The following is a 25133-nucleotide window of genomic DNA, read 5'->3' on the forward strand; positions in this document are numbered from 1 at the left end:
CGGCCTGCGGGCGCGCCCCGGGTGAGGTCACCGTCGCGGTCCCGGACGGATCACCGGGCGTGCGGGCGCAGCCCGGTGTGCAGGGCACGGGCGGAGGCGTCGGTGAGGGAGGCGATCTGGTCGACGATCACCCGCTTGCGGGCCCGCTCGTCCGGGGCGCTGTCGAACATCGCCCGGAACTGCGGGTCCAGCCCCTCGGGCGCCCGGGCGGTCAGGGCCTCGGCCAGTTCGGCGACGACGACGCGCTGGTCCGCGCGCAGGGCCTCCTGCTCGGCGCGCTGCATCACATAGCGGTCCGCGACCGCCTTGAGCACCGCGCACTCCAGCCGGGTCCGCTCCGGGACGACCAGCTCGGCGGCGTACCGGGTGAGCCTGCCGGTGCCGTACGCCCGCCGGGTGGCGCTCTCGGCGGCCAGGCAGAAGCGGCCGATGAGCTGGCTGGTGGCGTCCTTGAGCCGGGCCTGGGCGACGGCCGAGCCGTCGTAGCCGTGCGGCCACCACTCCTGGTCGACGAGGCGGTCGAGGGCGTCGGCGAGGGCCTGCGGATCGGTGTCCCCGGGCACATAGCGGCCGACAGCGACCTTCCAGATGGCGTCGCGCTCGGTCTCGGACAGCAGCACGTTCGGGTCGATGTGGCCCGCGTGCAGACCGTCCTCGAAGTCGTGCACGGAGTACGCCACGTCGTCGGCCCAGTCCATGACCTGGGCCTCGAAGCACTTGCGGTACGCCGGGGCGCCCTCCCGCACCCAGGCGAAGACCGGCAGGTCGTCCTCGTACACCCCGAACTTGGGCGAGCCGGGGTCGGTGGGGTGGCCGCCTCGGCTCCAGGGGTACTTGGTGGCCGCGTCGAGCGCCGCGCGGGTGAGGTTCAGCCCGACGCTGATCAGTTCACCGCCCGCCGCACAGGCGGTGGAGGTGACCGCTCCGGAGCGGACGAACGCCTTCGGCTCGATCCGGGTGAGCAGCCGCAGCGACTGGGCGTTGCCCTCGAAGCCTCCGCAGTCCGCGGCGACCTCGTTGAGGGCCTGCTCGCCGTTGTGCCCGAAGGGCGGATGGCCCAGGTCGTGGGCGAGGCAGGCGGCCTCCACCAGATCGGGGTCGCAGCCGAGGGCCGCGCCCAGCTCCCTGCCGACCTGGGCGCACTCCAGGGAGTGCGTCAGCCGGGTGCGGGGGCTCGGGTCCCAGGCGGCGCTCCGCGAACCGGGCGTGACCACCTGCGTCTTGCCCGCGAGCCGGCGCAGCGCGGCGGAGTGCAGCACCCGCGCGCGGTCGCGCTGGAAGGCCGTGCGGCCGGGGCGCTTGTCCGGTTCGGGGGCCCAGCGCGCGGTGGCCGCGTCGTCGTAGTCGCAGGTCTCGCCGGGGCCGGGGGACGTGCTCGTGGTGCCTTCCATGCCCCTGACGGTAACGCGGGCCGCCTCGGGGGCGTGACTCAGGCAATGACCAGCGGGCGCGGGGCGGCCGTCGGGTACGGGGCGTCCCGGGCCGCGTCGTAGCGGTGGAGGACGAGCCGGGCGAGCGCGGGGTGGTCGCCGAGCGGCGCGGCCGCGACCCACGGCGCCGCGCTGCGGGCCGCCGAGGCGAACCGGCCGGGCGCGGTGAAGTACGAGGCGAGCGCGACCCGGTGCCGGCCGCGCGCGGCCAGCGCCCGCAGCGCCTCGGGGACGGTGGGCGAGGTGGCGGAGGCGTAGGCCGGGACGACGGGGACACCGCCGAGGCGCTCGGTGAGCAGGGCGGCGGTCCGCCGGGCGTCGGCGGCGGACGCCGGGTCGCGCGACCCGGCGGCGGCGAGGACCACCCCGGCGCCGCGGGCGCGCGACTCCTCGTCCCGCCAGCCGGCTTCCACCAGCCGGTCGTGGAGCGCCTCGACGAGCAGCGGGTGCGGTCCGAGCGGCGGCGCGAGCCGGGCGCGCACCCCGGCGGCGGCCACGGCTGCGGGGATGTCGTGCCTGACGTGGAAGCCGCGTCCCAGCAGCAGCGGCACCAGCACGGCCTCGCGGCCCCGCAGGCCGGCGAGGGTGTCGGGGAGCAGCGGGGCGTCGAGCTCGATGTGCCCGAGCCGCACGTCGGCACCGGGGCGCAGCTCCCGTACCCGGTCCAGCAGGCGGTTGACGGTCCGCAGGGCGCGGGGGTCCCGGCTGCCGTGGGCGACGGCGACGAGGACGGGTGCGGGGGCGCCCTGCTCGGTGGCGCCCTGCACGGCGCCACTCTGCTCGGCTGCGCCATGCGCGGCGGCCGCCCGGGCCGTGAACGGGCCGCCCGCGGCGGCGGGCGGGAGGCTGGGAGAAGTCATGGGTCTGCGCACTCCGTTGAGCTGGACATGACTGAGCTGTGCCCCGAGCTGCGCGGTGATGCGGATGAGCAGCTGGGCGGAGCTGTCGAGGGGCAGCGGGTTCGGAAGCGGTGACTCGCGGGGGTGTGCCGGCTCCGTCATGAACCGATACTGGCGGGCGCAGGTTGCCACGCCGTTGCGCCGCGATGACGGGTGTTTACCACCGCCTCACCGGGGCGGTGGAAGCGATGTCAGCGGTCGGACGGCTCCGGGTGCCGCGTCAGCCCGCCAGCCACACCCGCAGTTCGGGACCGGGTACGCAGCCCTGTCTGACCGCCGCCGACAGGTCCTCCCCGTGCTCGTAGCCGACGACGGGCATGCCCGGCCAGAGGCGGGCGACGGTGGCGAGGCAGCCGGACCAGGCACGGTCGAGATCGCCGTCCGCGGCGAAGACGTTCGAGAGGCCGACGACGTACTCGCTGCGGATGAGCACGGCGCCGGCGACCGTGCGGCTCCCGTCGTCGGCCGTGCCGGCGAGGACGGTGACGCTGCGGTCGGACAGCAGCCGAGGGCGGAAGAGCCCGGCCAGGGCCGCGTCTCCCCCCGACCAGGCTGCCTCCCAGCGGTCGAGGTCCGGAGCGGTCCGCACCGGGCGCCAGACGACGTCGCCGGGCGCGACCGGCGCGGCGAGCACGGCGGGCCGGTGGATCCAGCGCGCCTGGAAGGCCACCTCGAACCCGTCGGCCGAGAGGTCCAGCCGTCCGAAGCTGTCCTTGACCGAACAGCCAGCCGCTGTACGGTCCACCTGCCCCAGCACCTCGCGCGGCGTGGCGTCGGGGGCGAGGGTGACGGCGTCCGGGTACAGCGGCGGGGTCCGCCGCTCGCTGGTCCAGGCGCGGTCGCCGAACACCCCGGGTATCCCGTGCGCACGGCACATCGCGTGGCACCATTCGGCGTTGTTCCGGGCGGAGACTGCGAGCATGGCCCGATCATGCCGTACCGTCCGCCGCACCGGGCCGGTGTCCCGGAGCGGAGACCGCAGTTCCGCCCCCGTTTACGGCGTCTGCGGGTGGCGAGCGCCCACCGAAGTGGTGAGCCCGCCGGTGCCCCCGCTCACATCGCCCGGACGCGGCGAACCATCGCGCCCCGCCGAACGTCGGAGGAGACGGGCAGACGAAACAGGGGGGTCATCGATGCGGAAGTTCCCGACGGGCCGGCGGGTGCCGGGCGGACCGGTGGGGCGCCGGGGCGGGCCCGGCGGACCGGTGCGGCGACTCCTCGGGCCCGGCGGGCTCCTGCGGCGCCTCCTCGGGCCGGGGACCACGCGGGGCGGGCGCGTACCGGGCGCGGCCGTGCGGCGCCCGCTCGTACCCGGCCCGCTGCTGCGGCGCCGGCTGGTGCCCCGGACCACGCGGGGCAGGCGGCGCACCGTGCAGGCGCTGATGCTCGCGGCGGTCTGCGCGCTCGCCCCGGCGACCTGGCTGCACGCCGTGGCCGGCGAACGCACCGGCACCGTCGCCGGCTCCCCCGAGCGCGATGTGGCCGTGGTGTTCGGCGCCGGGCTGCGCGAGGGCCGGCCGACCCCGTATCTGGCCCACCGGCTCGACACCGCGGCGGAGCTGTACCGCGCCGGGAAGGTCAGGGTCGTCCTCGTCACCGGGGACAACAGCCGGGCCGACTACGACGAGCCGGACGCGATGCGGACGTACCTCGTCCGGCGCGGTGTGCCGGACGACCGGATCGTCAGCGACCACGCGGGCTTCGACACCTGGGACTCCTGCGTCCGCGCCAAGAGGATCTTCGGGGTCGACCGGGCCGTGCTGGTGACCCAGGGCTTCCACATCAGGCGCGCGCTGGCGCTGTGCGACGCCGCGGGGATCGAGTCGTACGGCGTCGGCGTCGCCGAGCCCCACGACCGGGTCTGGTACTACGGCGGCGTGCGCGAGCTGTTCGCGGCCGGCAAGGCGGCACTGGACGTCGCGCTGCGGCCGGACCCGCGCTTCCTGGGGCCCCGCGAGCCGGGCGTCACCGAGGCCCTGGCCGCGGCGGCCACCGCGCCCTGAGCCGCTCACCGCGCCATACCCGGCCCGGGGAGCGCCGCGTACCGAGGCCGTAATGCGGAAAGCGGGCCGCCGTAACACGGACGACGCACGCTGGAGCGCATGTCCCACGCACCGGCCCCGGCGCCCGCCCCCGCCCTCGTCCCGACCCACTGCCCCTACTGCGCCCTGCAGTGCGGGATGAACCTGCGCGGGTCCGGGGAGACGGTCGAGGTCGTGGAGCGGGACGACTTCCCGGTCAACCGGGGTGCTCTGTGCGGCAAGGGACGCACGGCACCCGCGGTGCTCTCCTCCCGGGTCAGGCTGACCGGGCCCCTGGTCCGACGCCCCGCCACAGGCAGGCTCGAACCGGCCACCTGGGAGGAGGCTCTCCGCGTCACCGCCGACGGACTGCGGCGCACCCGCGCACGGCACGGGGCGGACGCCGTCGGCGTGTTCGGCGGCGGGGGCCTCACCAACGAGAAGGCGTACGCGCTGGGCAAGTTCGCACGGGTGGTGCTCGGCACCTCCCAGATCGACTACAACGGGCGCTTCTGCATGTCCTCGGCGGCGGCCGCGCACAACAAGGCGTTCGGGCTGGACCGGGGGCTGCCCTTCCCGCTGGAGGACATCCCGCGCACCGGCTGCGTCCTCCTCGTCGGCTCCAACCTCGCCGAGACCATGCCGCCCGCGCTGCGGTACCTCACCGAGCTGAAGGACAACGGCGGCACGCTGATCGTCGTCGACCCGCGCCGTACGAAGACCGCGGAGCAGGCCGACCTGCACCTCGCGCCGCGCCCGGGCACCGATCTCGCGCTCGCGCTCGGGCTGCTGCACCTGGTGGTGGCGCAGGGCCGCACCGACCGGGAGTTCATCCGGGAGCGCACGACCGGGTGGGAGGAGGCCAGGGCGGCCGCCATGGCGCACTGGCCCGAGCTGGTCGAACGGATCACCGGGGTGGGCGTTCCCCGGCTGCGGGAGGCCGCGGCCCTGTTCTGCGACGCCCCGAACGCGATGGTGCTCACCGCCCGCGGGCCGGAACAGCAGTCCAAGGGCACGGACACGGTCGGTGCCTGGATCAACCTCGCCCTCGCCACCGGCAACGCGGGCCGGCCGCTGGCCGGCTACGGCTGCCTCACCGGCCAGGGCAACGGGCAGGGCGGCCGGGAGCACGGCCAGAAGGCCGACCAGCTCCCCGGGTACCGCAAGCTCGACGACCCGGCCGCACGTGCGCATGTGGCCGGGGTGTGGGGGGTCGACCCCGACTCGCTGCCCGGCCCCGGCCGGAGCGCGTACGAACTGCTCGACGCGCTGGGCCGGGACGTACGGTCGCTGCTGCTGATGGGTTCGAACCCGGTGGTGTCCGCACCCCGGGCCGCGCACGTGGAGGAACGGCTGCGCTCCCTGGACTTCCTCGCCGTCGCCGACGTGGTCCTGTCGGAGACGGCGGAACTGGCGGACGTCGTCCTGCCGGTGACCCAGTGGGCGGAGGAGACGGGGACGACGACCAACCTGGAGGGCAGGGTGCTGCTGCGCCGCCGGGCGCTGACACCGCCGCCGGGGGTGCGCAGCGATCTGGAGGTCATCCACGGACTCGCCGGGCTGCTGGGGCACGAGAAGGGCTTCCCCACGGACCCGGAAGAGGTCTTCGGGGAGCTGCGGCGCGCCTCGTCCGGCGGCCCCGCGGACTACGCGGGCATCAGCTACCGGCGGCTGGAGGAGGAGCAGGGCGTGTTCTGGCCCTGCCCGGAGCCGGGCGTGCCCGGACAGGGGGCGGGCATGCCCGGATCGGGGCCGAGGTTGGAGGCCGGGGAGACCGGCGGGCCCGCACGCGAACCGGGCACGGGGGCCGGACAGACCGGCGGACCCGCACGCGAACCGGCCATGGAGGCCGGGCAGACCGGCGGACCGGCCGGGGAGCCCCACCCGGGGACGCCGCGGCTGTTCCTCGACCGGTTCGCGACACCGGACGGGCGGGCGAGGTTCGTGCCCGTGGTGCACCGGGAGGCCGCCGAGCCCACCGACGCCGAGTACCCCGTCGTGCTGACCACCGGACGGGTCGTGGCCCAGTACCAGTCGGGGGCTCAGACCCGCCGGGTGGACGAGCTGAACGCGGCCGCCCCCGGCCCGTTCGTCCAACTGCATCCGCAGCTCGCGGCGCGGGTGGGGGTCGCGGACGGCGAGCCGGTCGCGGTGGTCTCGCGCCGCGGCCGGGCGGTCGCACCGGCCCGGGTGAGCGAGGCGATCCGCCCCGACACGGTGTTCATGCCCTTCCACTGGCCGGGGGCGGGCCGCGCCAACACGCTGACCAACCCGGCTCTCGACCCGACGTCGCGGATGCCGGAGTTCAAGGTCTGCGCGGTGCGCCTGGAGCGGTCGCAGGACTGACGGGGGCGCGCGGCCGGGCAGCGGTGACGCGCCGCGCCGGCCGTGGCGCCGGCCGTGGCGTCAGCCCCGCGCGGACCAGTCGCCGCCGGGGATCGGGGTGCCCTTCGCACGCAGTTCTCGTGCCACCGGTCCCGCCGCCAGGTACACCCAGGCCGGTACCCCGCCCGACGCCGTGTGGACGGTGCGCTCGACCCGCACAAAGAGGTTGCGCGGGTCGCCGGGGCCGAAGTACTCCTCCAGGCGGTCGAGTACGGCCACGAGCCCGCCGTACCGCTCCGGCGCCGCGGTGACGAGTTCGCCGGTGACGACACCGTCGCCCTCGACGGCGTACGGGTAGCCCGGCCCCTCGTACAGCAGCGCGCCGCGCAACCGGGCGGGTTCCTCGGCCGCGGTGCTCCCGCGCAGGTAGAGGTCGTGGTTGTGCCGGCCCGCGCGGAGGGTGCCGTAGACGAAGAACGGCAGCCGGGGCTCCCCGTGCCGGCCCGTCACGCCCGCTCCGCGGTCTCCGCCGCGATCCACGCCAGGTACTCCGCGCTGCCCCGGAGGACCGGTGTCGCGATGATCTCGGGGGTGTCGTAGTCGTGGTGGGCGAGCAGATGCGCCTCCAGGGCGTCATAGCGTTCCTCGGTGGTCTTCAGCAGGACCTGCCACTCCTCACCGGTCTCGATGGCGTTCCGCCAGTGGTACACGGAGGTGACAGGCGCCGAGATCTGCGCGCAGGCGGCCAGCCTCGCCTCCACCGCGCCGCGGGCCAGCTCCTCGGCCTTGGCGGCGCTGTCGGTGGTGGTCACAACGGTCAGGGCCCGGGTCACGAACACTCCTCGTTCGGCGCGGACCGGCACGTCCACGCGGCTTCGGCCCCGGCAGGGGCCGGGCCCACGGCCGTACGTCTACCACCGACCCGGCCCGGTGATCCAGTGCCCCGTCCGCCCCGGCCCGGCCTGGTGATCCAGTGCCCGTCCGCCCCAGTCCGCTCCCGCCAGTTCCCGCCAGTTCCCCTCAGCCCCCGTCAGCCCCCGTCAGCCCCCGTACGGCCGACGGGCCTTGGCCTCCCGCAGCGCGGCGCCCCACCAGGCGAGCTGGTCGAGCATGGTCTTGACGGCGGCCTCGGGCGCGGCCGGATCCCGGTGCCGCCCCTCGGTGTCGAACTGCCGCCCGGCGTTCGCGAAGGAGACGGTGTCCCGGACGGTGACGGCGTGCATCTCGGCGAAGACCTGGCGCAGCTGCTCCACGGCGCGCAGCCCGCCGGAGACGCCACCGTAGGAGAGGAACCCGACGGGCTTGGCCTGCCACTCGGTGAAGTGCCAGTCGACGAGGTTCTTCAGCGCGGCGGGGAACGAGTGGTTGTACTCGGGGGTGAGGACGACGAACGCGTCGGCGTCCGCGAGCCGGGGCGAGACCTTGGCGAGTTCGGCACGCACGGCCGCGCCGGGACTGCCGGAGAGCACGGTGGGGAGCTGCACCTCGGCGAGGTCGACGACATCGACCGCGAAGTCCTCGCGGGCGCGGGCCCGGTCGAGGAACCAGTCGGCGACGACCGGCGCGAAGCGGCCCTCCCGGTTGCTGCCCACGACGAGGGCGAGCCTCAGGGGTCCGGCGGCCCCGGTCACGGTGGCGGACGGGGCCGCGGCCCCGGTCGTGGACGGGGCGATGGATACGGACGGGGCGGAGGATGCCTGCGGGGTGTGATTCATGCGGATCAGCGTGATACTTAAACCTTCGTTGAAGTCAATCGATAGGCTGGTTCCATGTCGCATCTCGCCCGGGAGGCCAGGGAAGTCACGGTCGGTGAGCTGGCGCACCGCAGCGGTGCAGCCCCCTCGGCACTGCGCTTCTACGAGCGCGAAGGGCTGATCAGCAGCCGCCGCACCTCCGGCAACCAGCGGCGCTACAGCAGGGACACGCTGCGCCGGGTCGCGTTCATCCGGACCTCGCAGCGGCTGGGCATCCCGCTGGCCGCCATCCGCGAGGTGCTGGGGCTGCTGCCGGACGACCGCACACCCACCCGGGAGGACTGGGCCCGGATCTCCGAGTGCTGGCGCGAGGACCTGGACGCCCGGATCCGCACGCTCCAGCGGCTCCGGGACAACCTCACGGAGTGCATCGGCTGCGGCTGCCTGTCGCTGGACCGGTGCGTGCTGTCCAACCCCGGCGACGAACTGGCCGCGCACGGCCCCGGGCCCCGCCGTCTGATCGAGGACTGAGCGCCCGGGGACGGGCCCGCCCGGCGAAACCGGATCGGCCGGGACCGGGGACGGGCGCGCCCGGCGGAACCGGGTCGGCCGGGACCAGCGCCGCCGGGGACTGCCTGGATCGCCCGGGACCGCCCGGGACCGCCCGGGACCGCCCGCGACTGCCGGGGCCGCCCGGAACCGGGGCAGACCTTAGGGTGGGCGGATGACGAACCGGCCGGACGTGCACATCGAGATCGACGGCCGGCCGGCGACCGGGCTGGATCCCGCCGTGGTGCCGCTGCTCCAGGGTGCCTACGGCCACTTCACCGCGATGCAGGTGCGCGACGGCCGGACCCGGGGACTGGCGCTGCACCTGGAACGGCTGGACCGTGCGACACGGGAGCTGTTCGGCACGGGCCTCGACGGGGACCGCGTACGGACACTGGTGCGCCACGCGCTCGACCGGGGCGGCCGGAGCGACGCGGGTGTGCGGGTGTACGTGTACGGGGCGGCCGCCGAAGGCGGTGCGCCGACGGTGGTGGTGACCGTGCGGGAGGCGCGGACCATGCCTCCGCGGCCGCGGAGCATGATGCCGGTGCCGTTCCTGCGTCCGGTCCCGCACGTCAAGCACGCGGGCGGGGTCGGCCAGCCGTACTACGGGCGTGCCGCCGCCCTGGCGGGCTTCGACGACGCGCTGCTGACCGGCCCCGGCGGGGAGATCGCGGAAGGCCATGTCGCCAACGTCGCCCTCTGGAACGGCACCTCGCTGGTCTGGCCCGAGGCACCGGCGCTGCGCGGGGTCACCATGGCGCTGCTGGAGCGGCTGCTGCCGTCCGTGCACCGGGAGGTGCTGCTCGCGGACCTCGGCTCCTACCCGGCGGCGGTGCTGATGAACTCGCAGGGCATCGCGCCCGTCCACCGGATCGGCACGACGGAGCTCGCAGTGGACGAGGAGCTGATACGCCGGCTGACCGAGGCGTACGCGGCGGTCCCCTGGGACGGGATCTGACGGCACCCCGCCGTACCCGGGCGCAACGCGCCACCCGGCGTGTCACTCGTTCGGCGCGGTCGTTCGCACCGCCCGGCCAATGGCGCAATCACACCGCTGTGACCTGCTGCGACACCCCGGGATCAACACGACACGCCGTACGGCGCGAGCGAATCTGATCGCCCATCAGCAGGCGTGGGTGGCGGACTGCCCCTTACCTCTTGAGGTGTAGGAACGGCCTCCGGCACCACGGTCCGGCGGCACGGCCAACGCCCCGGAGGACGTCATGCGCACCACCGCCCGCCTGCTGGCCGGACCCGCGCTCGCGGCCGCCTGCGTCGGTGCGGCGGCCGCGCCCGCCGCCCGGGCGGCCGACCCCGGGATGCTGACCCTGTCCCCTTCCAGCACCACCGCCGGTGCCTCCGTGACCGCGAGTACCACCGCGTGCGGCAAGCGCGGTCACGGCACGGGCGATGCCGAGTCGCTCGGCGCGGACGGGTTCGACCTGGCACCCGGCGCCGGGGAGGGCGCGGCGGTCGGCAGGTTCACGGTGCCCGAGGACACCGAGCCGGGGACGTACACGGTCTCCGTGCTCTGCGACAACGGCAAGAAGGCCTTCGGAGATCTCGTGGTGCGGGCCCACGGGCACGAACCGAGCGGCCATGTGAAGACGGGAGTCGGCGGCAGCGTCGGCCCCGACATCACCCAGATCGCGGCGGGGGCGGCCGTCCTGGCCGCGGCCGCCGTCGGCGGGACCTGGCTCCTGCGCCGTCGGGCGAGCGGCGCGCAGGGCTGACGGAGAGCGTTCGCGCTCGGCCTCCACCGTCCCTCGTACCGCCGTCCCCGCCCCCGTCACGCTTCGTCCGGCTGACGGGGGCGGGGAGTTCCCCCCTCCCGGACCGGGCACCCGGGGACTCCCGGAGGCTCTCGGAGGAGCCCATGAAGTCGAACGGGTGGCTGCTGGCCCTGGCCGTCTGCGCCGGGGTGTGGCTGGTGCAGAACGGGGCTCGGCCCGTCACCCCGCCCGCCCCCTCCGCCGCCGAGGCCTTCGCCACCGGCCGGCACACGGATGCCGCCGCACCCCCGCTGCCGCCGTCGCCGCCGGTGCGGCTGCGCATCCCGCGGATCGCCGTGGACACCCCCCTGACCCGCCTCGGACTGGCCGCCGACAACAGCCTGGAGGTCCCTCCCGCCGACCGGGGCGGGGTGGCCGGCTGGTACGGCGGCGGCACCACTCCGGGTGCCCGGGGCACCGCGATCGTCGCCGGCCATGTCGACGACGCCGACGGGCCCGCCGTCTTCTACAAGCTGGGCACGCTGAGGAGGGGCAACCGCATCGAGGTGCTCCGCGAGGACGGCCGCACGGCGGTCTTCACGGTCGACGCGGTGGAGGTGTACGAGAACGACGCCTTCCCCGACCGGAAGGTGTACGGGGCCTCGCGCCGGGCCGAGCTGCGGGTGATCACCTGCGGCGGCCCGTTCGACCCGCGGACGGGCTACCGGGGCAACGTGGTGGCCTTCGCGCACCTGGTCGGGGTGCGCGGACCGGTCCGGTCCTGAGGGCGCACCACGTATGCGGGCGCGCCGCGCCTGCGGGGACGGAGCGCCCGGCCATCCGGCGATCCGGCGGTCCGGCCCGCCCGCCCTCCGACGTCCGGCGATCCGGCGATCGCGCGATCCGGCGACTGCCGCCCGCACTCCCCGCCGCCGGCCCGCACTCCCCGCCGCCGGCCCGCACTCCCCGCCGCCGGCCCGCACTCCCCGCCGACTACCCCGACCACTGGTCGAACGCCAGCTTCGCCACCAGCGAGAACACGACCACGAGCAGCACCCCGCGCACGAACTCCGCGCCTCTGCGGAGGGCCGTCCACGCCCCGAACATGCCGCCCGCCAGGTTGAACACCGCCATCAGCGCGGCCAGCCGCCACAGCACCGTCCCCTGGTAGGCGAACATCGCGAGGGCGCCGGCGTTGGTGCACACGTTGACGATCTTGGCGGTGGCGGAGGCCGTGACCAGGTCCAGATGGAGCACGGCGGTCAGGGCGAGCACCAGGAAGGTGCCGGTTCCGGGCCCGAACAGGCCGTCGTAGAAGCCGATGCCGCCGCCGACGAGGACGACCGCGGTGGCGATCCGGGCGCGGGTGACGGGTCCGCGGTCCACGTGGGCTCCGAAGGACGGGCGCAGCATGACGAACGCCGCGACACCCAGCAGCACCACCATGATCACCGGCCGGAGCACGTCGCTGCTGATGCCCGCCGCGAAGAACGCCCCGCCCATGGAGCCGGCGAGCGCCGCGAGTCCGATGCGTACGGCCGTCCCCACCTGGACCGGGGCCTTGCGGACATAGGTGACCGCCGCGCCGGTGGTGCCGACGATGGCGACCGCCTTGTTGGTGCCGAGGATCTGCGCGGCGGGCACCTGCGGCATGCCGAGCAGCAGCGCCGGAAGGAGCAGCAGGCCGCCGCCGCCGACCACCGCGTCGATCCAGCCGGCCGCCATCGCTGCGACACACAGGAGGACGAGCGTGGTCAGCGGTATGTCAGGCATGGCCGCGACCCTACGGAGAAGATGCGTGCGCCGTCCATCGAACCCCTGAGTCTTGAGCTACCTCTGAGGTTCCCCGGGCCGGCTCCGGGGTTCCGCGTACCGGCCCTCCCCACGGGGTTCCCCGGTCCGGCAGCGCACCCGGCCGCGCACCGGGGCCCCCTCACACACCGGGCCGGCGAGCGCTGAGCGCAGTGTTCCGCACGGGAAACAACCGGGATGCCGACGGGTAACACCCGCCCTTCAGTCTGCGTACATGGATTCGAGGATCGTGGTGATCGGCGCCGGGATGGCGGGAGCGCGGCTGGCGCGGCAACTCGCCCCGGCGTACGACGTCACGCTGCTCGGCGAGGAGTCGCACGCCCCCTACAACAGGGTGCTGCTGGCCGACGTCCTGGCAGGCCGGTACGGACCCGAGGTGATCGCGCTGCCCCCGGTCCCGGCCGACGGGGCCGAGGTGCGGCGCGGAGTGCGGGCGGTACGGATCGACCGCGGGACGCGGACCGTGCACTGCGCGGACGGCTCGGCGGTGGTGTACGACCGCCTGGTGCTGGCGACCGGCTCGAACCCGGTGCTGCCGCCGCTGCGCGGGCTCGACGGCGGACTGCCCGGCGGCGTCCACCCCTTCCGCACCCTCGACGACTGCCTGGCGCTGGCGGCCGTGGCCCGGCCCGGCAGCCGCGCGGTCGTCGTCGGCGGCGGGCTGCTCGGCGTCTCCGCCGCGCGGGCGCTGGCGGAACGCGGCACGGACGTGGTCGTCGCCCACCAGGGCCCCACCCTGATGGACCGCCATCTCGACCCGGAGGGCGGCGGGCTGGTGCGCCGCCATCTGGAGGGCCTCGGCGCGGAGGTCCACACCGAGTGCCACGTCCGCGGGCTGCGCCACCGCGACGGGGCCGTCACCGGTGTCGAACTCGCCAACGGCTTCGTCCTCGACGCCGACCACGTGGTCCTCGCCTGCGGCGTCCGGCCTCGCGTCGGCCTCGCGGCGGACGCGGGCCTCACGGTCCGCCAGGGCGTCGTCGTCGACGACACCCTGACCACCTCCGACGCGCGCGTCCACGCCATCGGCGACTGCGCCGAACACGCGGGCACCGTGTACGGGCTGGCGGCCCCCGCCCTGGAGCAGGCCGACGTGCTCGCGGCGGTCCTGACGGCCGAACCCGCACCGGGCCGGGAGACGGGAGGCCCGCGCTACACCGGCACCCGGTCCCTCACCCGACTCACCCTCGGATCCGCCGGCGCCTTCGACATCGCCGCGTTCGGGGAGCCCTCGCCGCGGCCCGGGGACGACGTCGTGCGCCTCGCCGACGCCACCCGCGGCGCCTACCGGAAGGTCGTCGTCCGCGGCAACCGGCTCGTCGGCGGCGTACTCCTCGGCGACCTCGCCTCCGTCGGCGCGCTCGCCCGGACCTGGGAGGGCGACGAGCCGCTCCCGGACGCACCCCTGCTCCACCTGCTCACCACCGATGGAGGACTCTGAGATGACCACCCCCACGATCGTGCTCGTCGGCCACGGGATGGTCGGCCAGCACTTCCTGGAGGCCCTCGCGGAGCGGGGAGTCACCGGTCGCGCTCGGGTCGTCGTGCTGTGCGAGGAGCCGCGCCCCGCCTACGACCGGGTCCAGCTCACCTCGTACTTCTCCGGCCGCACACCCGACGAGCTGTCCCTCGTCGAGGACGGGTTCATGGCGCGGCACGGCATCGAACTCCACCTGGACGACCCGGCGGAGCGCATCGACCGCACCGCCCGCACGGTCACCTCCCGCAGCGGGCGGACGTTCCCGTACGACTCGCTCGTCCTGGCCACCGGCTCCTACCCGTTCGTGCCGCCCGTCCCGGGCCGCGACGCCGAGGGCTGCTTCGTCTACCGCACCATCGAGGACCTCCTCGCGATCGAGGAGTACGCCAAGACCTCCCGCACCGGAGTGGTCGTCGGCGGCGGACTCCTCGGTCTGGAGGCGGCCGGCGCGCTCAAGGGCCTGGGCCTGGACACCCACATCGTGGAGTTCGCGCCCCGGCTGATGCCGGTGCAGGTCGACGACGGCGGCGGCGCCGCGCTGCTGCGCACCATCGAGGGCATGGGCCTGACCGTCCACACCGGCGTCGGCACCCAGGAGATCGTCGCCGACGGCCCCGCCGTCACCGGCATGAACCTCTCCGACGGCTCGTCGCTCGCCACCGACCTGGTGGTCTTCTCCGCGGGCGTGCGCCCCCGCGACCAGCTGGCCCGCGACACCGGTCTCGCCGTCGGCGAACGCGGCGGCATCGCCGTCGACGAGCACTGCCGCACCTCCGACCCCGACGTGTACGCGATCGGCGAGTGCGCCCTCGCCTCGGACGGGCGGGTCTACGGTCTCGTCGCGCCCGGCTACGAGATGGCGAAGACCGTCGCGGACGTCCTCGCCGACCGGACCTCCGACACCACCTTCACCGGCGCCGACACCTCCACCAAGCTGAAGCTCCTCGGCGTGGACGTGGCCTCCTTCGGCGACGCGCACGGCACGGCCGACGGCTGCCTCGACGTCGTCTACTCCGACTCCCGCTCCGGGGTCTACAAGAAGCTGGTCGTCGCCGCGGACGGCGCCCTGCTCGGCGGCGTCCTCGTCGGCGACGCCGACTCGTACGGCATGCTCCGCCCCCTCACCGGCTCCGTACCGCCCGTGCCGCCCGAGCAGCTGGTACTGCCCGCCGGTGCCGGGGCGCCCGTCGCCCTCGGCCCGTCCGCGCTGCCCGACGAGGCCGTGATCTGCTCCTGCCACAACGTCACCAAGGGCGAGATCTGCGCCCACACCACCCTGCCCGAGGTGAAGAAGTGCACCAAGGCGGGCACCGGCTGCGGAAGCTGCGTCAAGGTCATCGGCCAGCTGCTGCCGCAGGCCGCCGACCAGGGCCTGTGCGGCTGCTTCTCCTACACCCGCAGTGAGCTGTACGAGATCGTCCGCACCCTCGGCCTCGCCTCTTACGCCGAACTGCTCGACTCGCACGGGCGGCAGGAGGCCCGCGGCGGCGACGGCTGCGAGATCTGCAAGCCCGCCGTCGGCTCGATCCTGGCCAGCCTCGGCGGCGGCTACATCCTCGACGGCGAGCAGGGGGCCCTCCAGGACACCAACGACCACTTCCTCGCCAATCTGCAGCGCAACGGCTCCTACTCGATCGTGCCGCGCATCCCCGGTGGCGAGATCACCCCCGAGAAGCTCATCGTGATCGGCGAGGTGGCCCGGGACTTCGGCCTCTACACCAAGATCACCGGCGGTCAGCGCATCGACATGTTCGGCGCCCGCGTGGACCAGCTGCCCGCGATCTGGACGCGGCTGGTGGACGCCGGCTTCGAGTCGGGCCACGCCTACGGGAAGTCGCTGCGCACGGTCAAGTCGTGCGTGGGGCAGACCTGGTGCCGCTACGGGGTCCAGGACAGCGTGCGCATGGCGATCGACCTCGAACTGCGCTACCGCGGCCTGCGCGCACCCCACAAGCTGAAGTCGGCGGTCTCCGGCTGCGCCCGCGAGTGCGCGGAGGCGCAGTCCAAGGACTTCGGCGTGATCGCCACCGCCAACGGCTGGAACCTGTACGTCGGCGGCAACGGCGGGGCCACCCCGCGCCACGCGGACCTGCTCGCCCAAGACCTGTCCGACGCCGAACTCGTCCGGCTCATCGACCGGTTCCTGATGTTCTACATCCGCACCGCGGACCGCCTGGAGCGCACCTCGGTCTGGCTGGAGCGCCTGGAGGGCGGACTCGACCACCTGCGGGACGTCGTGGTGCACGACTCCCTCGGGCTGTGCGGCGAACTCGAGGCCATGATGGCCCGGCACGTGGCGGGCTACCGCGACGAATGGGCCGCGACCCTCGACGACCCGGACCGGCTGCGCCGCTTCGTGTCGTTCGTGAACGCCCCGGGCGCACCGGACCCCTCCGTGAAGTTCGTCCCCGAGCGGGACCAGATCAAGCCGGACCTCACCGTTCTCACGCTGGAAAGGACGCTCACCCGATGACGATCCAGGACGCGCCCGCGGTCACACTCCAGATCGAACTGTCCGGCGCCTGGCTGCCCGTCTGCGAGATCACCCGGCTCACCCCGGGCCGCGGGATGGCCGCGCTGCTCCCCGACGGCCGGCAGGCCGCGGTCTTCCTGGACCGCGCGGGGACTCCGTACGCGATCGACAACCGCGACCCGTTCACCGGCGCCCAGGTCCTGTCCCGCGGCCTGCTGGGCTCCGCCGACGGGCGGCCGTTCGTCGCCTCCCCGCTGCTGAAGCAGCGGTTCGACCTGGCGACGGGCCGCTGCCTGGACGACGACGAGGTGTCGGTGGGCGTGTACCCGGTACGCCGGGCCTGACGGGAAACGGGCGGGCCCCGGCGGCCCGGCGATGCGGCCCGCCCGGCGATGCGGCGCTGCGGCGAGGCACGTGCGGCCGGCCCGGACGCGTGGAACTGCCGGACGCGCGGGGGCGGCGGAACTCCGGAGCGATGCCGGGCCGGGCCGGGCGTATGGTCCGTGCGGTAAACCGGGTGCGGTCCGGAGAGGGCCTCCGCTACTGTCGCCGCCCATGACGCTTCCCCGGGTACGTCCCCCCTTCGTGGCAGACGAGCGCACCCAGCTCGTCGGCTGGCTCGACATGCAGCGCGCGATCGTCCACTACAAGTGCGAGGGGCTCGCGGAGGCGGACGCCCACCGGCCGGTCCTGCCGGCCTCGCCCCTGATGACGGTGGCGGGCATCGTCTCCCATCTGCGCTGGACCGAGAACTCCTGGTTCGAGGTGCTCTTCCTCGGCCGGCCCGCCGACGGACCGCAGTTCGCCGAGGCGCCCGAGGACGCCGACATGCGCGTCGAGGGCGTCCCGCTGGCACGCCTGCTGGAGGAGTACCGGCGGCAGTGCGCGATCTCGAACGAGATCATCGCGGCCCACGCGCTCGACGAGACCGGCCGCCACCCCGACTACACGTCGTCCGCGGCGACCCTGCGCTGGATGCTGATCCACATGGTGGAGGAGACCGCCCGGCACGCCGGTCACCTGGACGCCGTCCGGGAACTGCTCGACGGGCAGAAGGGCTACTACTGACACGGCACCCGGCTGCCCGCGCCGCCCGGGAGCTGCGAAGGGCCGTTCCGGCGGGGCCACGACCGGCCCGGACGCCCGGACGCCCAGGCGCCTGACGGGTACTCAGACCGTCTCCTTACCAGGCCGTGCGGCCGGCCGTACTCTTGCGGCACGGCCCGCCGCCCCCGCCACACCCGGGACTACCGAGCGGGCACCACGGGGCAGGGGGGTCGCGCCGGCGAGACCGCCGGGTGACCGAGTAGCGGAGGAGTACCGCATGCCGTCGACGACCGGCTGGACCAGGCACGACATCCCCGACCAGAGCGGACGCACCGCCGTGGTCACCGGAGCCAACAGCGGCATCGGGCTGGTCACGGCCGGGGAACTGGCCCGGCGCGGGGCGCGGGTGCTGCTCGCCTGCCGCAGCGGGGCACGCGGCAGGCAGGCCGTCGAGCGCATCCGGCGCCAGGTGCCCGGCGCCGACGTGGAGTTCAGGCCGCTGGACCTGGCCGACCTGTCGTCCGTGCGAGCGTTCGCGGAGTCGTACACGCCCGGGACGCTCGACCTGCTCGTCAACAACGCGGGCGTGATGGCCCTGCCGTACGGCCGCACGGCCGACGGCTTCGAGACCCAGTTCGGGATCAACCACCTGGGGCACTTCGCCCTGACCGGACTGCTCGCCGGGAAGCTGCTGCACACCCCCGGCGCCCGCGTGGTGACCGTGTCCAGCGGGATGCACGCGCTGGCCAACGTCGACATGGGCGACCTGAACAGCGAGCGCCGCTACCACCGCTGGGTGGCCTACGCCCGCTCCAAGACGGCCAATCTGCTCTTCACGCACGAACTGGCGCGGCGGCTACGGGAGGCGGGTGCGGACGTCGTCGCGGCGGCCGCGCACCCCGGCTACGCGGCGACCAACCTTCAGACCGCCGGGGCGAGGATGGAGGGCCGCCGTACCGCGGAACGGCTCGCCGAGCTCGGCAACCGGGTCTTCGCCCAGTCCGCGGAGGCGGGGGCGCTGCCCACGCTGTACGCGGCGACCGCACCCGGTGTGCGCCCCGACTCGTTCACCGGCCCGCGCCTGATGGGGATGCGAGGCGCGCCCGCGCCGTCCCGGCGTGCCGGGTGGACGCTGAACGACGCCGCCGGTGAGCGGCTCTGGGTCGCCTCCGAGCAGCTCACCGGCGTGACATACGACGACCTCAAGCGCTGACCCGGGCCGGGTCGGCGGGCCGGTCCGGGCCCCGGGCTGGACTACTGGCCCTCGACGGCCTTCGGGTCCATCCAGACGATCTCCCAGATGTGGTGGTCCGGGTCCTGGAAGGAGCGGCCGTACATGAAGCCGTGGTCCATCGGCTCGTTCGCGGGTGAGCCCCCGGCCGCCAGGGCCGCGTCGGCCAGCTCGTCGACCTTCTCGCGGCTCTCGGCGCTCAGCGCGACGATCACCTCGGTGCTGGTGGCGGCGTCCGCGACGGCCTTCTTGGTGAAGTCCTTGAACTTGGCCTCGGTCAGCAGCATCGCGAAGATCGTGTCGCTGACGACCATGCAGGCGGCGGTCTCGTCGGTGAACCGGGGGTTGAAGGTGTAGCCGACGGCCTCCCAGAACGCCTTCGACGCGTCGAGGTCCTTCACCGGCAGGTTCACGAAGATCATCTGGGACATGGCGGGTGCCTCTCTGGTGGTCTTGCTCGTCGTCGCGCCTTGTGGCGTCGCTTGTCGTGGGTAGAGACCCCCGGGGCGGGCCGGACTCATCGCTCGCGGCGGGGGCATTTTCCGGAACGAGCGCGGCGGCCTCCCGGAGCGGGTGAGGCCGGCCGCCCACCGGGGCGCTCTCGACGGAGCCGCGGCGGACCTCGGGCACGGCCGGAGAGCCGAGCGGGCGTGCCGGCACCGGCGGGCGGCACCGGCGAGCGGCACCGGGTCGCTCCCGGGCCCGCCCGGGAGCCGGAGGCCGGGAGCGATAGGTCGCACGGCCGAGGGCCGGCTGTACGGGCCCGTACAGCCGGGCCCGTACAGCCGGGGCCGTACAGCCGGGGCCCGGAGCCGGGGCCCGGAGCCGGGGCCCGCGGAGCCGGGCGGGAGATGCGCGCCTGGCCGGGAACGGCCGGTCGCCCCGTCCCGCAGGGGACGTCTTCACGTCACCCCTCGTTGACGCAAAGTCAATTCCACGCTTCTAGGGTCCGTTGGCGCGCGACCCCGCCCCGCCGCCCGGCGGGGGGAAGGGCAGTCACGACCCCCTGGAGTGACAGTGGAACGACGCAGCTTCCTGCGTGGAGCGGTCATCGGCACGTCCGCGGCCGCCTTCGGCGGCACGCTGTGGCAGGGCGCCGCCTCCGCGGCCCCCGCACAGCCCGGCCCGGGACCGTACGGGGCGCTCGGCGCGGCCGACGCCAACGGCATCCGGCTGCCGGCCGGGTTCACCAGCAGGGTGATCGCCCGTTCCGGGCAGAAGGTCGCCTCCACCTCGTACACCTGGCACAACGCCCCCGACGGCGGCGCCTGCTTCGCCGACGGCTCCGGCTGGATCTATGTGTCCAACTCCGAGATCAACCCGTCCGGCGGGGCCAGCGCGGTCCGGTTCTCCTCGGCGGGCGCGATCACCGGGGCCTACCGGATCCTGTCGGGCACCCGCACCAACTGCGCGGGCGGCAAGACCCCGTGGAACACCTGGCTGTCGTGCGAGGAGGTCAGCCTCGGCTACGTCTACGAGACCGACCCCTGGGGGGTGAACGCCGCCGTCCGCCGGGACGCCATGGGCCGGTTCAAGCACGAGGCGGCGGCGGCCGACCCGGTCCGCAAGGTCGTGTACCTGACCGAGGACGAGAGCAACGGCTGCCTCTACCGCTTCATCCCGACGACCTGGGGCGACCTGTCCTCCGGAACGCTGCAGGTGCTGGTCGCCGGAACCGCCACCTCGGGCACGTTCGGCTGGGCGAACGTGCCCGACCCGGACGGCTCCCCCACCGCGACCCGCAGCCAGGTGTCCGGCGCGAAGAGGTTCAACGGCGGCGAGGGCTGCCACTACGCCAACGACACCGTCTGGTTCACCACCAAGGGCGACAACCGCCTCTGGCAGCTCAACCTCACCAGCGGCACCTATGAACTCGCCTACGACGACTCCCTGGTGACGGGCGGCTTGGCCCCGCTCACCGGCGTGGACAACGTCACCGGCTCGTCCTCGGGCGACCTGTTCGTCGCGGAGGACGGCGGCAACATGGAGATCTGCCTGATCACCCCGGACGACGTCGTCGCTCCGTTCCTGCGGATAGACGGCCAGTCCGGCTCGGAGATCACCGGACCCGCCTTCTCGCCGGACGGGCGGCGGCTGTACTTCTCCAGCCAGCGGGGGACCAGCGGCAGCTCGTCCGGCGGCATCACCTACGAGGTGACGGGACCGTTCCGGGCGTAAGTCCGGGCGCGAGCACCCCCGGCGGCTCCGGATCGCGCTGGGCGCGGCCCCTCAGCAGGGCCGTGCCCAGCGGCGTCATCGTGTGCAGCACCGCGTTCCCGTTCCGCAGCGTGACCACGAGCCCGGCCTCCCGCAGCACGCAGGCGTGCTGGCTGGCGGAGGCGAGCGACACCCCCGCCCGGCGGGCGAGTTCGCTCGTGGTGCAGCCGCTGCCGATGGACTGCAGCACCGCCGAGCGGGTGTGCCCCACGAGCCGGCCCAGCGACATCCCGTCCCGCTCCCAGGTCATCGGCGACCCGCTGTGCGTCAGCGGGTAGACCAGTACCGGCGGCAGCTCCGGGTCCCGGCGGACCACGGGCGTGCCGCGGCAGAAGTACGACGGCTGCAGCAGCAGCCCGCGCCCCTCCAGCCGCAGCTCGCGGTCCACCGGGTAGTCGGCCTCCAGTACCGGCGCGCGCCAGCGCAGCATCGGCGGCAGCGAGGCCAGCAGCTCGTCCGCGCCCCCGTCGAGCAGGGCCCGGCCGCGCACGGCCCGATCGGCCTCCACCGCCGCCTGGATGTGCGGCCAGTACGGCTCGATCGCCGACCGGTGGTAGCTGCGGAGCACCCCGACGAGCCGGTCCATCGGCCCGTCCGCGCCGTCGGCGAGCCCGGCGAGGCGGCCCGTGAGCACGGCGTGCGGCCGCTCCGCGGCGAGCAGCGCCAGCTCGGCCCCGAGCCTGCGCGCCGGGGTGGCCCGCACCGCCTCCAGGCCCTCGTCCAGGCCCTCCAGAGCCTCGGGCGGGGTCAGGAAGTCCGGGAAATAGCCGCGTTGCGGGACGAGCGCCGCGAGGAGCCGTGTTTCACCGTTGAGCCGGGCTCGGGTTTCCGTCCGCCATTCGCCGAAGACGGTGGCTCCGCGCCGGTCCCGTAAACGGTGGAAACTCAGAATCGTTTCCCACAAAACATCCGGTCTGGCCGCCATCCGCACCCTGGCGAGGTCTTCACCGGTGAAGTGGATTCGCAGCACGGAACCCCCACTGTTGCATCCGCAATCGCCCCCGTCACTGAGTATGCACGCAATCACAGGACGTTACCACGGTGTTTCAGCCACAGTTGAAACGCATCGCGTAACAGGGCGGCGAACCGAAAAGCTGTACGACGTCGGGCACGAAACCTTCGGGTACCGAGGGGCGAGGCAAAGACCGTGGGGGGCTTTCCGCGCCTGGCGGCGGTCGGCGAAGGTTGCGGCTCCGTGTCCGGCATCGGGAATGGAGCGCGGCCGGCGGGTGGGGATCCGTCGACCGCGCTCCGCCTGTTCTTTGCTCAACGAATGGCGAAAATCAAGCAACCGTTAAAACCCACTACTGGTCCGCTGTTCAACAGCACGCGTGGGCGGCAGACCCCGCCGCGGCACCGGTATAGGAAACGAGCGGGACAGACACCTCCGCACAAGGTGCCCGTCCCGCTCGTCTCGTGGTGCACCGGGACCGCCGGCCGGTCGGTGAGGGTCGGGGACCACCGACGGCCCCGGGGCCGGGGGCCGGCCGCGGGTGCGGCCGGGCGGATCAGCGGCTGTCGCTGCCGGAGGACTGCGCCGCCGCGCGGCCCGCCTCCAGACGCGCCACGGGGATCCGGAACGGCGAGCAGGAGACGTAGTCCAGGCCCACCTCGTGGAAGAAGTGCACCGACTCCGGGTCACCGCCGTGCTCGCCGCACACACCGAGCTTCAGGTCCGGCCGGGTGGCCCGGCCGGCCGCCACCGCGTTGCGCACCAGCGAGCCGACGCCGTCCTTGTCGATCGTCTCGAACGGGCTGACGCCGAAGATGCCCTTCTCCAGGTAGGCGGTGAAGAACGAGGCCTCCACGTCGTCCCGGCTGAAGCCCCACACGGTCTGGGTGAGGTCGTTGGTACCGAAGGAGAAGAACTCCGCGGCCTCGGCGATCTGGCCGGCCGTCAGGGCCGCGCGGGGCAGCTCGATCATCGTGCCGAGGGCCAGCCGCAGGTCCACGCCCGTGGCCGCCTCGACCTCGGCGATCACCTGCTCGGCCTCCTCGCGCACGATCTCCAGCTCCTGCACGGTACCCACGAGCGGGATCATGATCTCGGCGCGCGGGTCGCCCTTGGCGTTGCGGCGCTCCGCCGCGGCCTCCGCGATGGCCCGCACCTGCATGGTGAACAGCCCCGGGATGACCAGGCCGAGACGGACTCCGCGCAGGCCCAGCATCGGGTTCTGCTCGTGCAGCCGGTGCACCGCCTGCAGCAGGCGCAGGTCGTTCTCGTTGGCGTCCTTGCGGGCCTCGGCGAGCGCGACGCGCACCGACAGCTCGGTGATGTCCGGCAGGAACTCGTGCAGCGGCGGGTCCAGCAGCCGCACCGTCACCGGCAGCCCGTCCATCGCCTCGAACAGCTCGACGAAGTCCTTCTTCTGCAGCGGCAGCAGCGCCTTCAGCGCGTCCTCGCGCTCGTCGTCGGTGTCGGCGAGGATCAGCTTCTCGACCATCTCGCGGCGCTCGCCGAGGAACATGTGCTCGGTGCGGCACAGCCCGATCCCCTGGGCACCGAAGCGGCGGGCACGCAGCGCGTCCTCGGCGTTGTCGGCGTTGGCCCGTACCCGCAGCCGGCGCACCCGGTCCGCGTAGGCCATGATCCGGTGCACGGCCTGGACCAGTTCGTCGGCGTCGTCGGCGCCCGCGTGCATCCGGCCCTCGAAGTACTCCACCACCGGGGACGGCACGACCGGGACCTCACCCAGGTACACCTTGCCGGTGGAGCCGTCGATGGAGACGACGTCGCCCTCCTCCACCACCGTGCCGTTCACCGTCATCCGGCGGCGCTTGGTGTCGACCTCCAGCTCCTCGGCGCCGCAGACACAGGTCTTGCCCATGCCGCGGGCGACGACGGCGGCGTGCGAGGTCTTCCCGCCGCGGGAGGTCAGGATGCCCTCGGCCGCGATCATGCCGTCGAGGTCGTCCGGGTTGGTCTCACGGCGGATCAGGATGACCTTCTCGCCGGAGCGCGACCACTTGACCGCCGTGTAGGAGTCGAAGACGGCCTTGCCGACCGCCGCACCGGGGGAGGCGGCGATGCCGCGGCCGAGCTTCTCGACCCGTGCGGTCTCGTCGAAGCGCGGGAACATCAGCTGCGCGAGCTGGGCGCCGGTGACGCGCTGCAGCGCCTCGGCCTCGTCGATCAGGCCCTGGTCCACGAGCTGGGTGGCGATCCGGAAGGCGGCACCCGCGGTGCGCTTGCCGACCCGGGTCTGCAGCATCCACAGCCGGCCGCGCTCGATGGTGAACTCGATGTCGCACAGGTCCTTGTAGTGCGTCTCGAGCGTCTCCATGATCTGCATCAGCTGGTCGTACGACTTCTTGTCGATCGACTCCAGGTCCGCCAGCGGCACGGTGTTGCGGATACCGGCCACGACGTCCTCGCCCTGCGCGTTCTGCAGGTAGTCGCCGTAGACGCCCTGGTGGCCGGAGGCGGGGTCGCGGGTGAAGGCGACACCGGTGCCGGAGTCCGGGCCGAGGTTGCCGAAGACCATGGAGCAGACGTTGACCGCGGTGCCGAGGTCGTGCGGGATGCGCTCCTGGCGGCGGTAGAGCTTCGCCCGGTCCCCGTTCCAGGAGTCGAAGACGGCCTTGATGGCCAGGTCCATCTGCTCGCGCGGGTCCTGCGGGAAGTCGCGGCCGGTCTCCGACTTGACGATCTTCTTGAACTGCTTGACCAGCTTCTTCAGATCGGCGGCGTCGAGGTCGGTGTCGACCGTGACCTTCTTGGCCTCCTTGGCCGCGTCCAGGGCGTCCTCGAACAGCTCGCCTTCGACCCCGAGGACCGTCTTGCCGAACATCTGGATGAGCCGGCGGTAGGAGTCCCACGCGAAGCGCTCGTCACCGGCCTGCCGGGCGAGGCCCTCCACCGACGTGTCGGACAGGCCGATGTTCAGGACGGTGTCCATCATCCCCGGCATGGAGAACTTGGCGCCGGAACGCACGGACACCAGCAGCGGGTCCTCGGACTGGCCGAGCTTCTTGCCCATCCGCTGCTCCAGCGCGTCGAGGTGCGCACTCACCTCGTCACGCAGTGCCGCGGGCTCCTCGCCGCTGTCGAGGTAGACCTTGCAGGCCTCGGTGGTGATGGTGAAGCCCGGAGGGACGGGCAGACCGAGGTTGGTCATCTCGGCGAGGTTCGCACCCTTGCCGCCGAGGAGGTCCTTGAGGTCCTTGTTGCCCTCGGTGAAGTCGTAGACGAACTTCTGATCTTTGATTTCCGACACGGGTCTCGACTCCTCGAGGACTC

The 25133-nt window shown here is 73.9% G+C and carries 22 protein-coding genes; 12 read left to right on the forward strand and 10 right to left on the reverse strand.

Annotated elements, in window-relative coordinates; genetic code table 11:
- Window positions 1–50 precede the first annotated feature (50 nt).
- The 3 genes from DDW44_RS07760 to DDW44_RS07770 form a co-directional block, all read right to left on the reverse strand.
- A complete protein-coding gene (locus DDW44_RS07760) occupies window positions 51–1391 on the reverse strand; it encodes a deoxyguanosinetriphosphate triphosphohydrolase (RefSeq protein ID WP_108905963.1) in 1341 nt (446 codons plus the stop codon).
- Window positions 1392–1429: 38 nt separating this feature from the next.
- Window positions 1430–2431, reverse strand: coding sequence for a sirohydrochlorin chelatase (locus DDW44_RS07765; protein ID WP_108905964.1), 1002 nt, complete (start codon window positions 2429–2431; stop codon window positions 1430–1432).
- 118 nt (window positions 2432–2549) lie between these two features.
- The gene (locus tag DDW44_RS07770) at window positions 2550–3251 is read right to left on the reverse strand and encodes a hypothetical protein (RefSeq protein ID WP_108905965.1); all 702 of its coding nucleotides are present in this window, start codon (window positions 3249–3251) and stop codon (window positions 2550–2552) included.
- Window positions 3252–3462: 211 nt separating this feature from the next.
- On the opposite strand from DDW44_RS07770, the gene DDW44_RS07775 reads away from it, so the two are divergent.
- Together DDW44_RS07775 and DDW44_RS07780 are read left to right on the forward strand one after the other, a co-directional pair.
- A complete protein-coding gene (locus tag DDW44_RS07775; RefSeq protein ID WP_108905966.1) occupies window positions 3463–4332 on the forward strand; it encodes a SanA/YdcF family protein in 870 nt (289 codons plus the stop codon).
- A gap of 99 nt (window positions 4333–4431) precedes the next feature.
- Window positions 4432–6696, forward strand: coding sequence for a molybdopterin oxidoreductase family protein (locus tag DDW44_RS07780; protein WP_108905967.1), 2265 nt, complete (start codon window positions 4432–4434; stop codon window positions 6694–6696).
- 60 nt (window positions 6697–6756) lie between these two features.
- On the opposite strand, the gene DDW44_RS07785 is transcribed toward DDW44_RS07780, so the two are convergent.
- The 3 genes from DDW44_RS07785 to DDW44_RS07795 all read right to left on the reverse strand — a co-directional run bounded on the left by DDW44_RS07785 (window position 6757) and on the right by DDW44_RS07795 (window position 8390).
- A complete protein-coding gene (locus tag DDW44_RS07785) occupies window positions 6757–7185 on the reverse strand; it encodes a gamma-glutamylcyclotransferase family protein (protein WP_108905968.1) in 429 nt (142 codons plus the stop codon).
- Window positions 7182–7514, reverse strand: a complete 333-nt coding sequence (cutA, locus tag DDW44_RS07790) for a divalent-cation tolerance protein CutA (protein WP_018889949.1) — start codon at window positions 7512–7514, stop codon at window positions 7182–7184. Before cutA ends, DDW44_RS07785 begins: the two co-directional genes overlap by 4 nt.
- A 201-nt stretch (window positions 7515–7715) precedes the next feature.
- Window positions 7716–8390, reverse strand: a complete 675-nt coding sequence (locus DDW44_RS07795; protein ID WP_244223983.1) for an NADPH-dependent FMN reductase — start codon at window positions 8388–8390, stop codon at window positions 7716–7718.
- 54 nt (window positions 8391–8444) lie between these two features.
- Between DDW44_RS07795 and soxR the strand changes: the two genes are divergently transcribed.
- The 4 genes from soxR (at window position 8445) to DDW44_RS07815 (ending at window position 11418) form a co-directional block, all read left to right on the forward strand.
- Complete coding sequence (gene soxR / locus DDW44_RS07800; protein WP_108905970.1) at window positions 8445–8900, forward strand: redox-sensitive transcriptional activator SoxR; 456 nt, start codon at window positions 8445–8447, stop codon at window positions 8898–8900.
- 193 nt (window positions 8901–9093) lie between these two features.
- Window positions 9094–9879: an aminotransferase class IV gene (locus tag DDW44_RS07805; protein ID WP_108905971.1), complete on the forward strand. Its 786-nt coding sequence runs from the start codon at window positions 9094–9096 to the stop codon at window positions 9877–9879.
- A gap of 265 nt (window positions 9880–10144) precedes the next feature.
- Window positions 10145–10654, forward strand: coding sequence for a hypothetical protein (locus tag DDW44_RS07810; protein WP_108905972.1), 510 nt, complete (start codon window positions 10145–10147; stop codon window positions 10652–10654).
- 143 nt (window positions 10655–10797) lie between these two features.
- Complete coding sequence (locus tag DDW44_RS07815) at window positions 10798–11418, forward strand: class F sortase (protein ID WP_108905973.1); 621 nt, start codon at window positions 10798–10800, stop codon at window positions 11416–11418.
- A 208-nt stretch (window positions 11419–11626) separates the two neighbouring features.
- Here the strand turns inward: DDW44_RS07815 and DDW44_RS07820 are convergent, their stop codons facing one another.
- Window positions 11627–12406: a sulfite exporter TauE/SafE family protein gene (locus DDW44_RS07820; protein ID WP_108905974.1), complete on the reverse strand. Its 780-nt coding sequence runs from the start codon at window positions 12404–12406 to the stop codon at window positions 11627–11629.
- 253 nt (window positions 12407–12659) lie between these two features.
- Here DDW44_RS07820 and DDW44_RS07825 point away from each other — a divergent pair, with 253 nt between their 5' ends.
- The 5 genes from DDW44_RS07825 to DDW44_RS07845 all read left to right on the forward strand — a co-directional run bounded on the left by DDW44_RS07825 (window position 12660) and on the right by DDW44_RS07845 (window position 18658).
- Window positions 12660–13886, forward strand: a complete 1227-nt coding sequence (locus DDW44_RS07825; RefSeq protein ID WP_108905975.1) for an NAD(P)/FAD-dependent oxidoreductase — start codon at window positions 12660–12662, stop codon at window positions 13884–13886.
- A 1-nt stretch (window position 13887) separates the two neighbouring features.
- Window positions 13888–16398, forward strand: a complete 2511-nt coding sequence (nirB, locus tag DDW44_RS07830; protein ID WP_018889958.1) for a nitrite reductase large subunit NirB — start codon at window positions 13888–13890, stop codon at window positions 16396–16398.
- The gene (gene nirD / locus DDW44_RS07835) at window positions 16395–16742 is read left to right on the forward strand and encodes a nitrite reductase small subunit NirD (RefSeq protein ID WP_017945004.1); all 348 of its coding nucleotides are present in this window, start codon (window positions 16395–16397) and stop codon (window positions 16740–16742) included. Before nirB ends, nirD begins: the two co-directional genes overlap by 4 nt.
- 211 nt (window positions 16743–16953) lie before the next feature.
- The gene (locus DDW44_RS07840) at window positions 16954–17466 is read left to right on the forward strand and encodes a DinB family protein (protein ID WP_017945003.1); all 513 of its coding nucleotides are present in this window, start codon (window positions 16954–16956) and stop codon (window positions 17464–17466) included.
- A 256-nt stretch (window positions 17467–17722) separates the two neighbouring features.
- Window positions 17723–18658 (forward strand): oxidoreductase, encoded by a 936-nt coding sequence (locus DDW44_RS07845; protein WP_108905976.1) that lies wholly within the window; start codon window positions 17723–17725, stop codon window positions 18656–18658.
- 41 nt (window positions 18659–18699) lie between these two features.
- Here DDW44_RS07845 and DDW44_RS07850 read toward each other — a convergent pair whose 3' ends face one another.
- The gene (locus DDW44_RS07850) at window positions 18700–19107 is read right to left on the reverse strand and encodes a VOC family protein (RefSeq protein ID WP_108905977.1); all 408 of its coding nucleotides are present in this window, start codon (window positions 19105–19107) and stop codon (window positions 18700–18702) included.
- Window positions 19108–19693: 586 nt separating this feature from the next.
- Here DDW44_RS07850 and DDW44_RS07855 point away from each other — a divergent pair.
- Window positions 19694–20854, forward strand: a complete 1161-nt coding sequence (locus DDW44_RS07855) for a PhoX family protein (protein ID WP_108905978.1) — start codon at window positions 19694–19696, stop codon at window positions 20852–20854.
- On the opposite strand, the gene DDW44_RS07860 is transcribed toward DDW44_RS07855, so the two are convergent.
- Together DDW44_RS07860 and ppdK are read right to left on the reverse strand one after the other, a co-directional pair.
- Window positions 20820–21863: an ArsR/SmtB family transcription factor gene (locus DDW44_RS07860; RefSeq protein ID WP_240800412.1), complete on the reverse strand. Its 1044-nt coding sequence runs from the start codon at window positions 21861–21863 to the stop codon at window positions 20820–20822. The genes DDW44_RS07855 and DDW44_RS07860 overlap by 35 nt on opposite strands.
- Before the next feature lie 538 nt (window positions 21864–22401).
- Window positions 22402–25110: a pyruvate, phosphate dikinase gene (gene ppdK / locus DDW44_RS07865; protein WP_017944998.1), complete on the reverse strand. Its 2709-nt coding sequence runs from the start codon at window positions 25108–25110 to the stop codon at window positions 22402–22404.
- Window positions 25111–25133: the final 23 nt, after the last annotated feature.

This window comes from Streptomyces tirandamycinicus (assembly GCF_003097515.1).
Lineage (GTDB): Bacteria > Actinomycetota > Actinomycetes > Streptomycetales > Streptomycetaceae > Streptomyces > Streptomyces tirandamycinicus.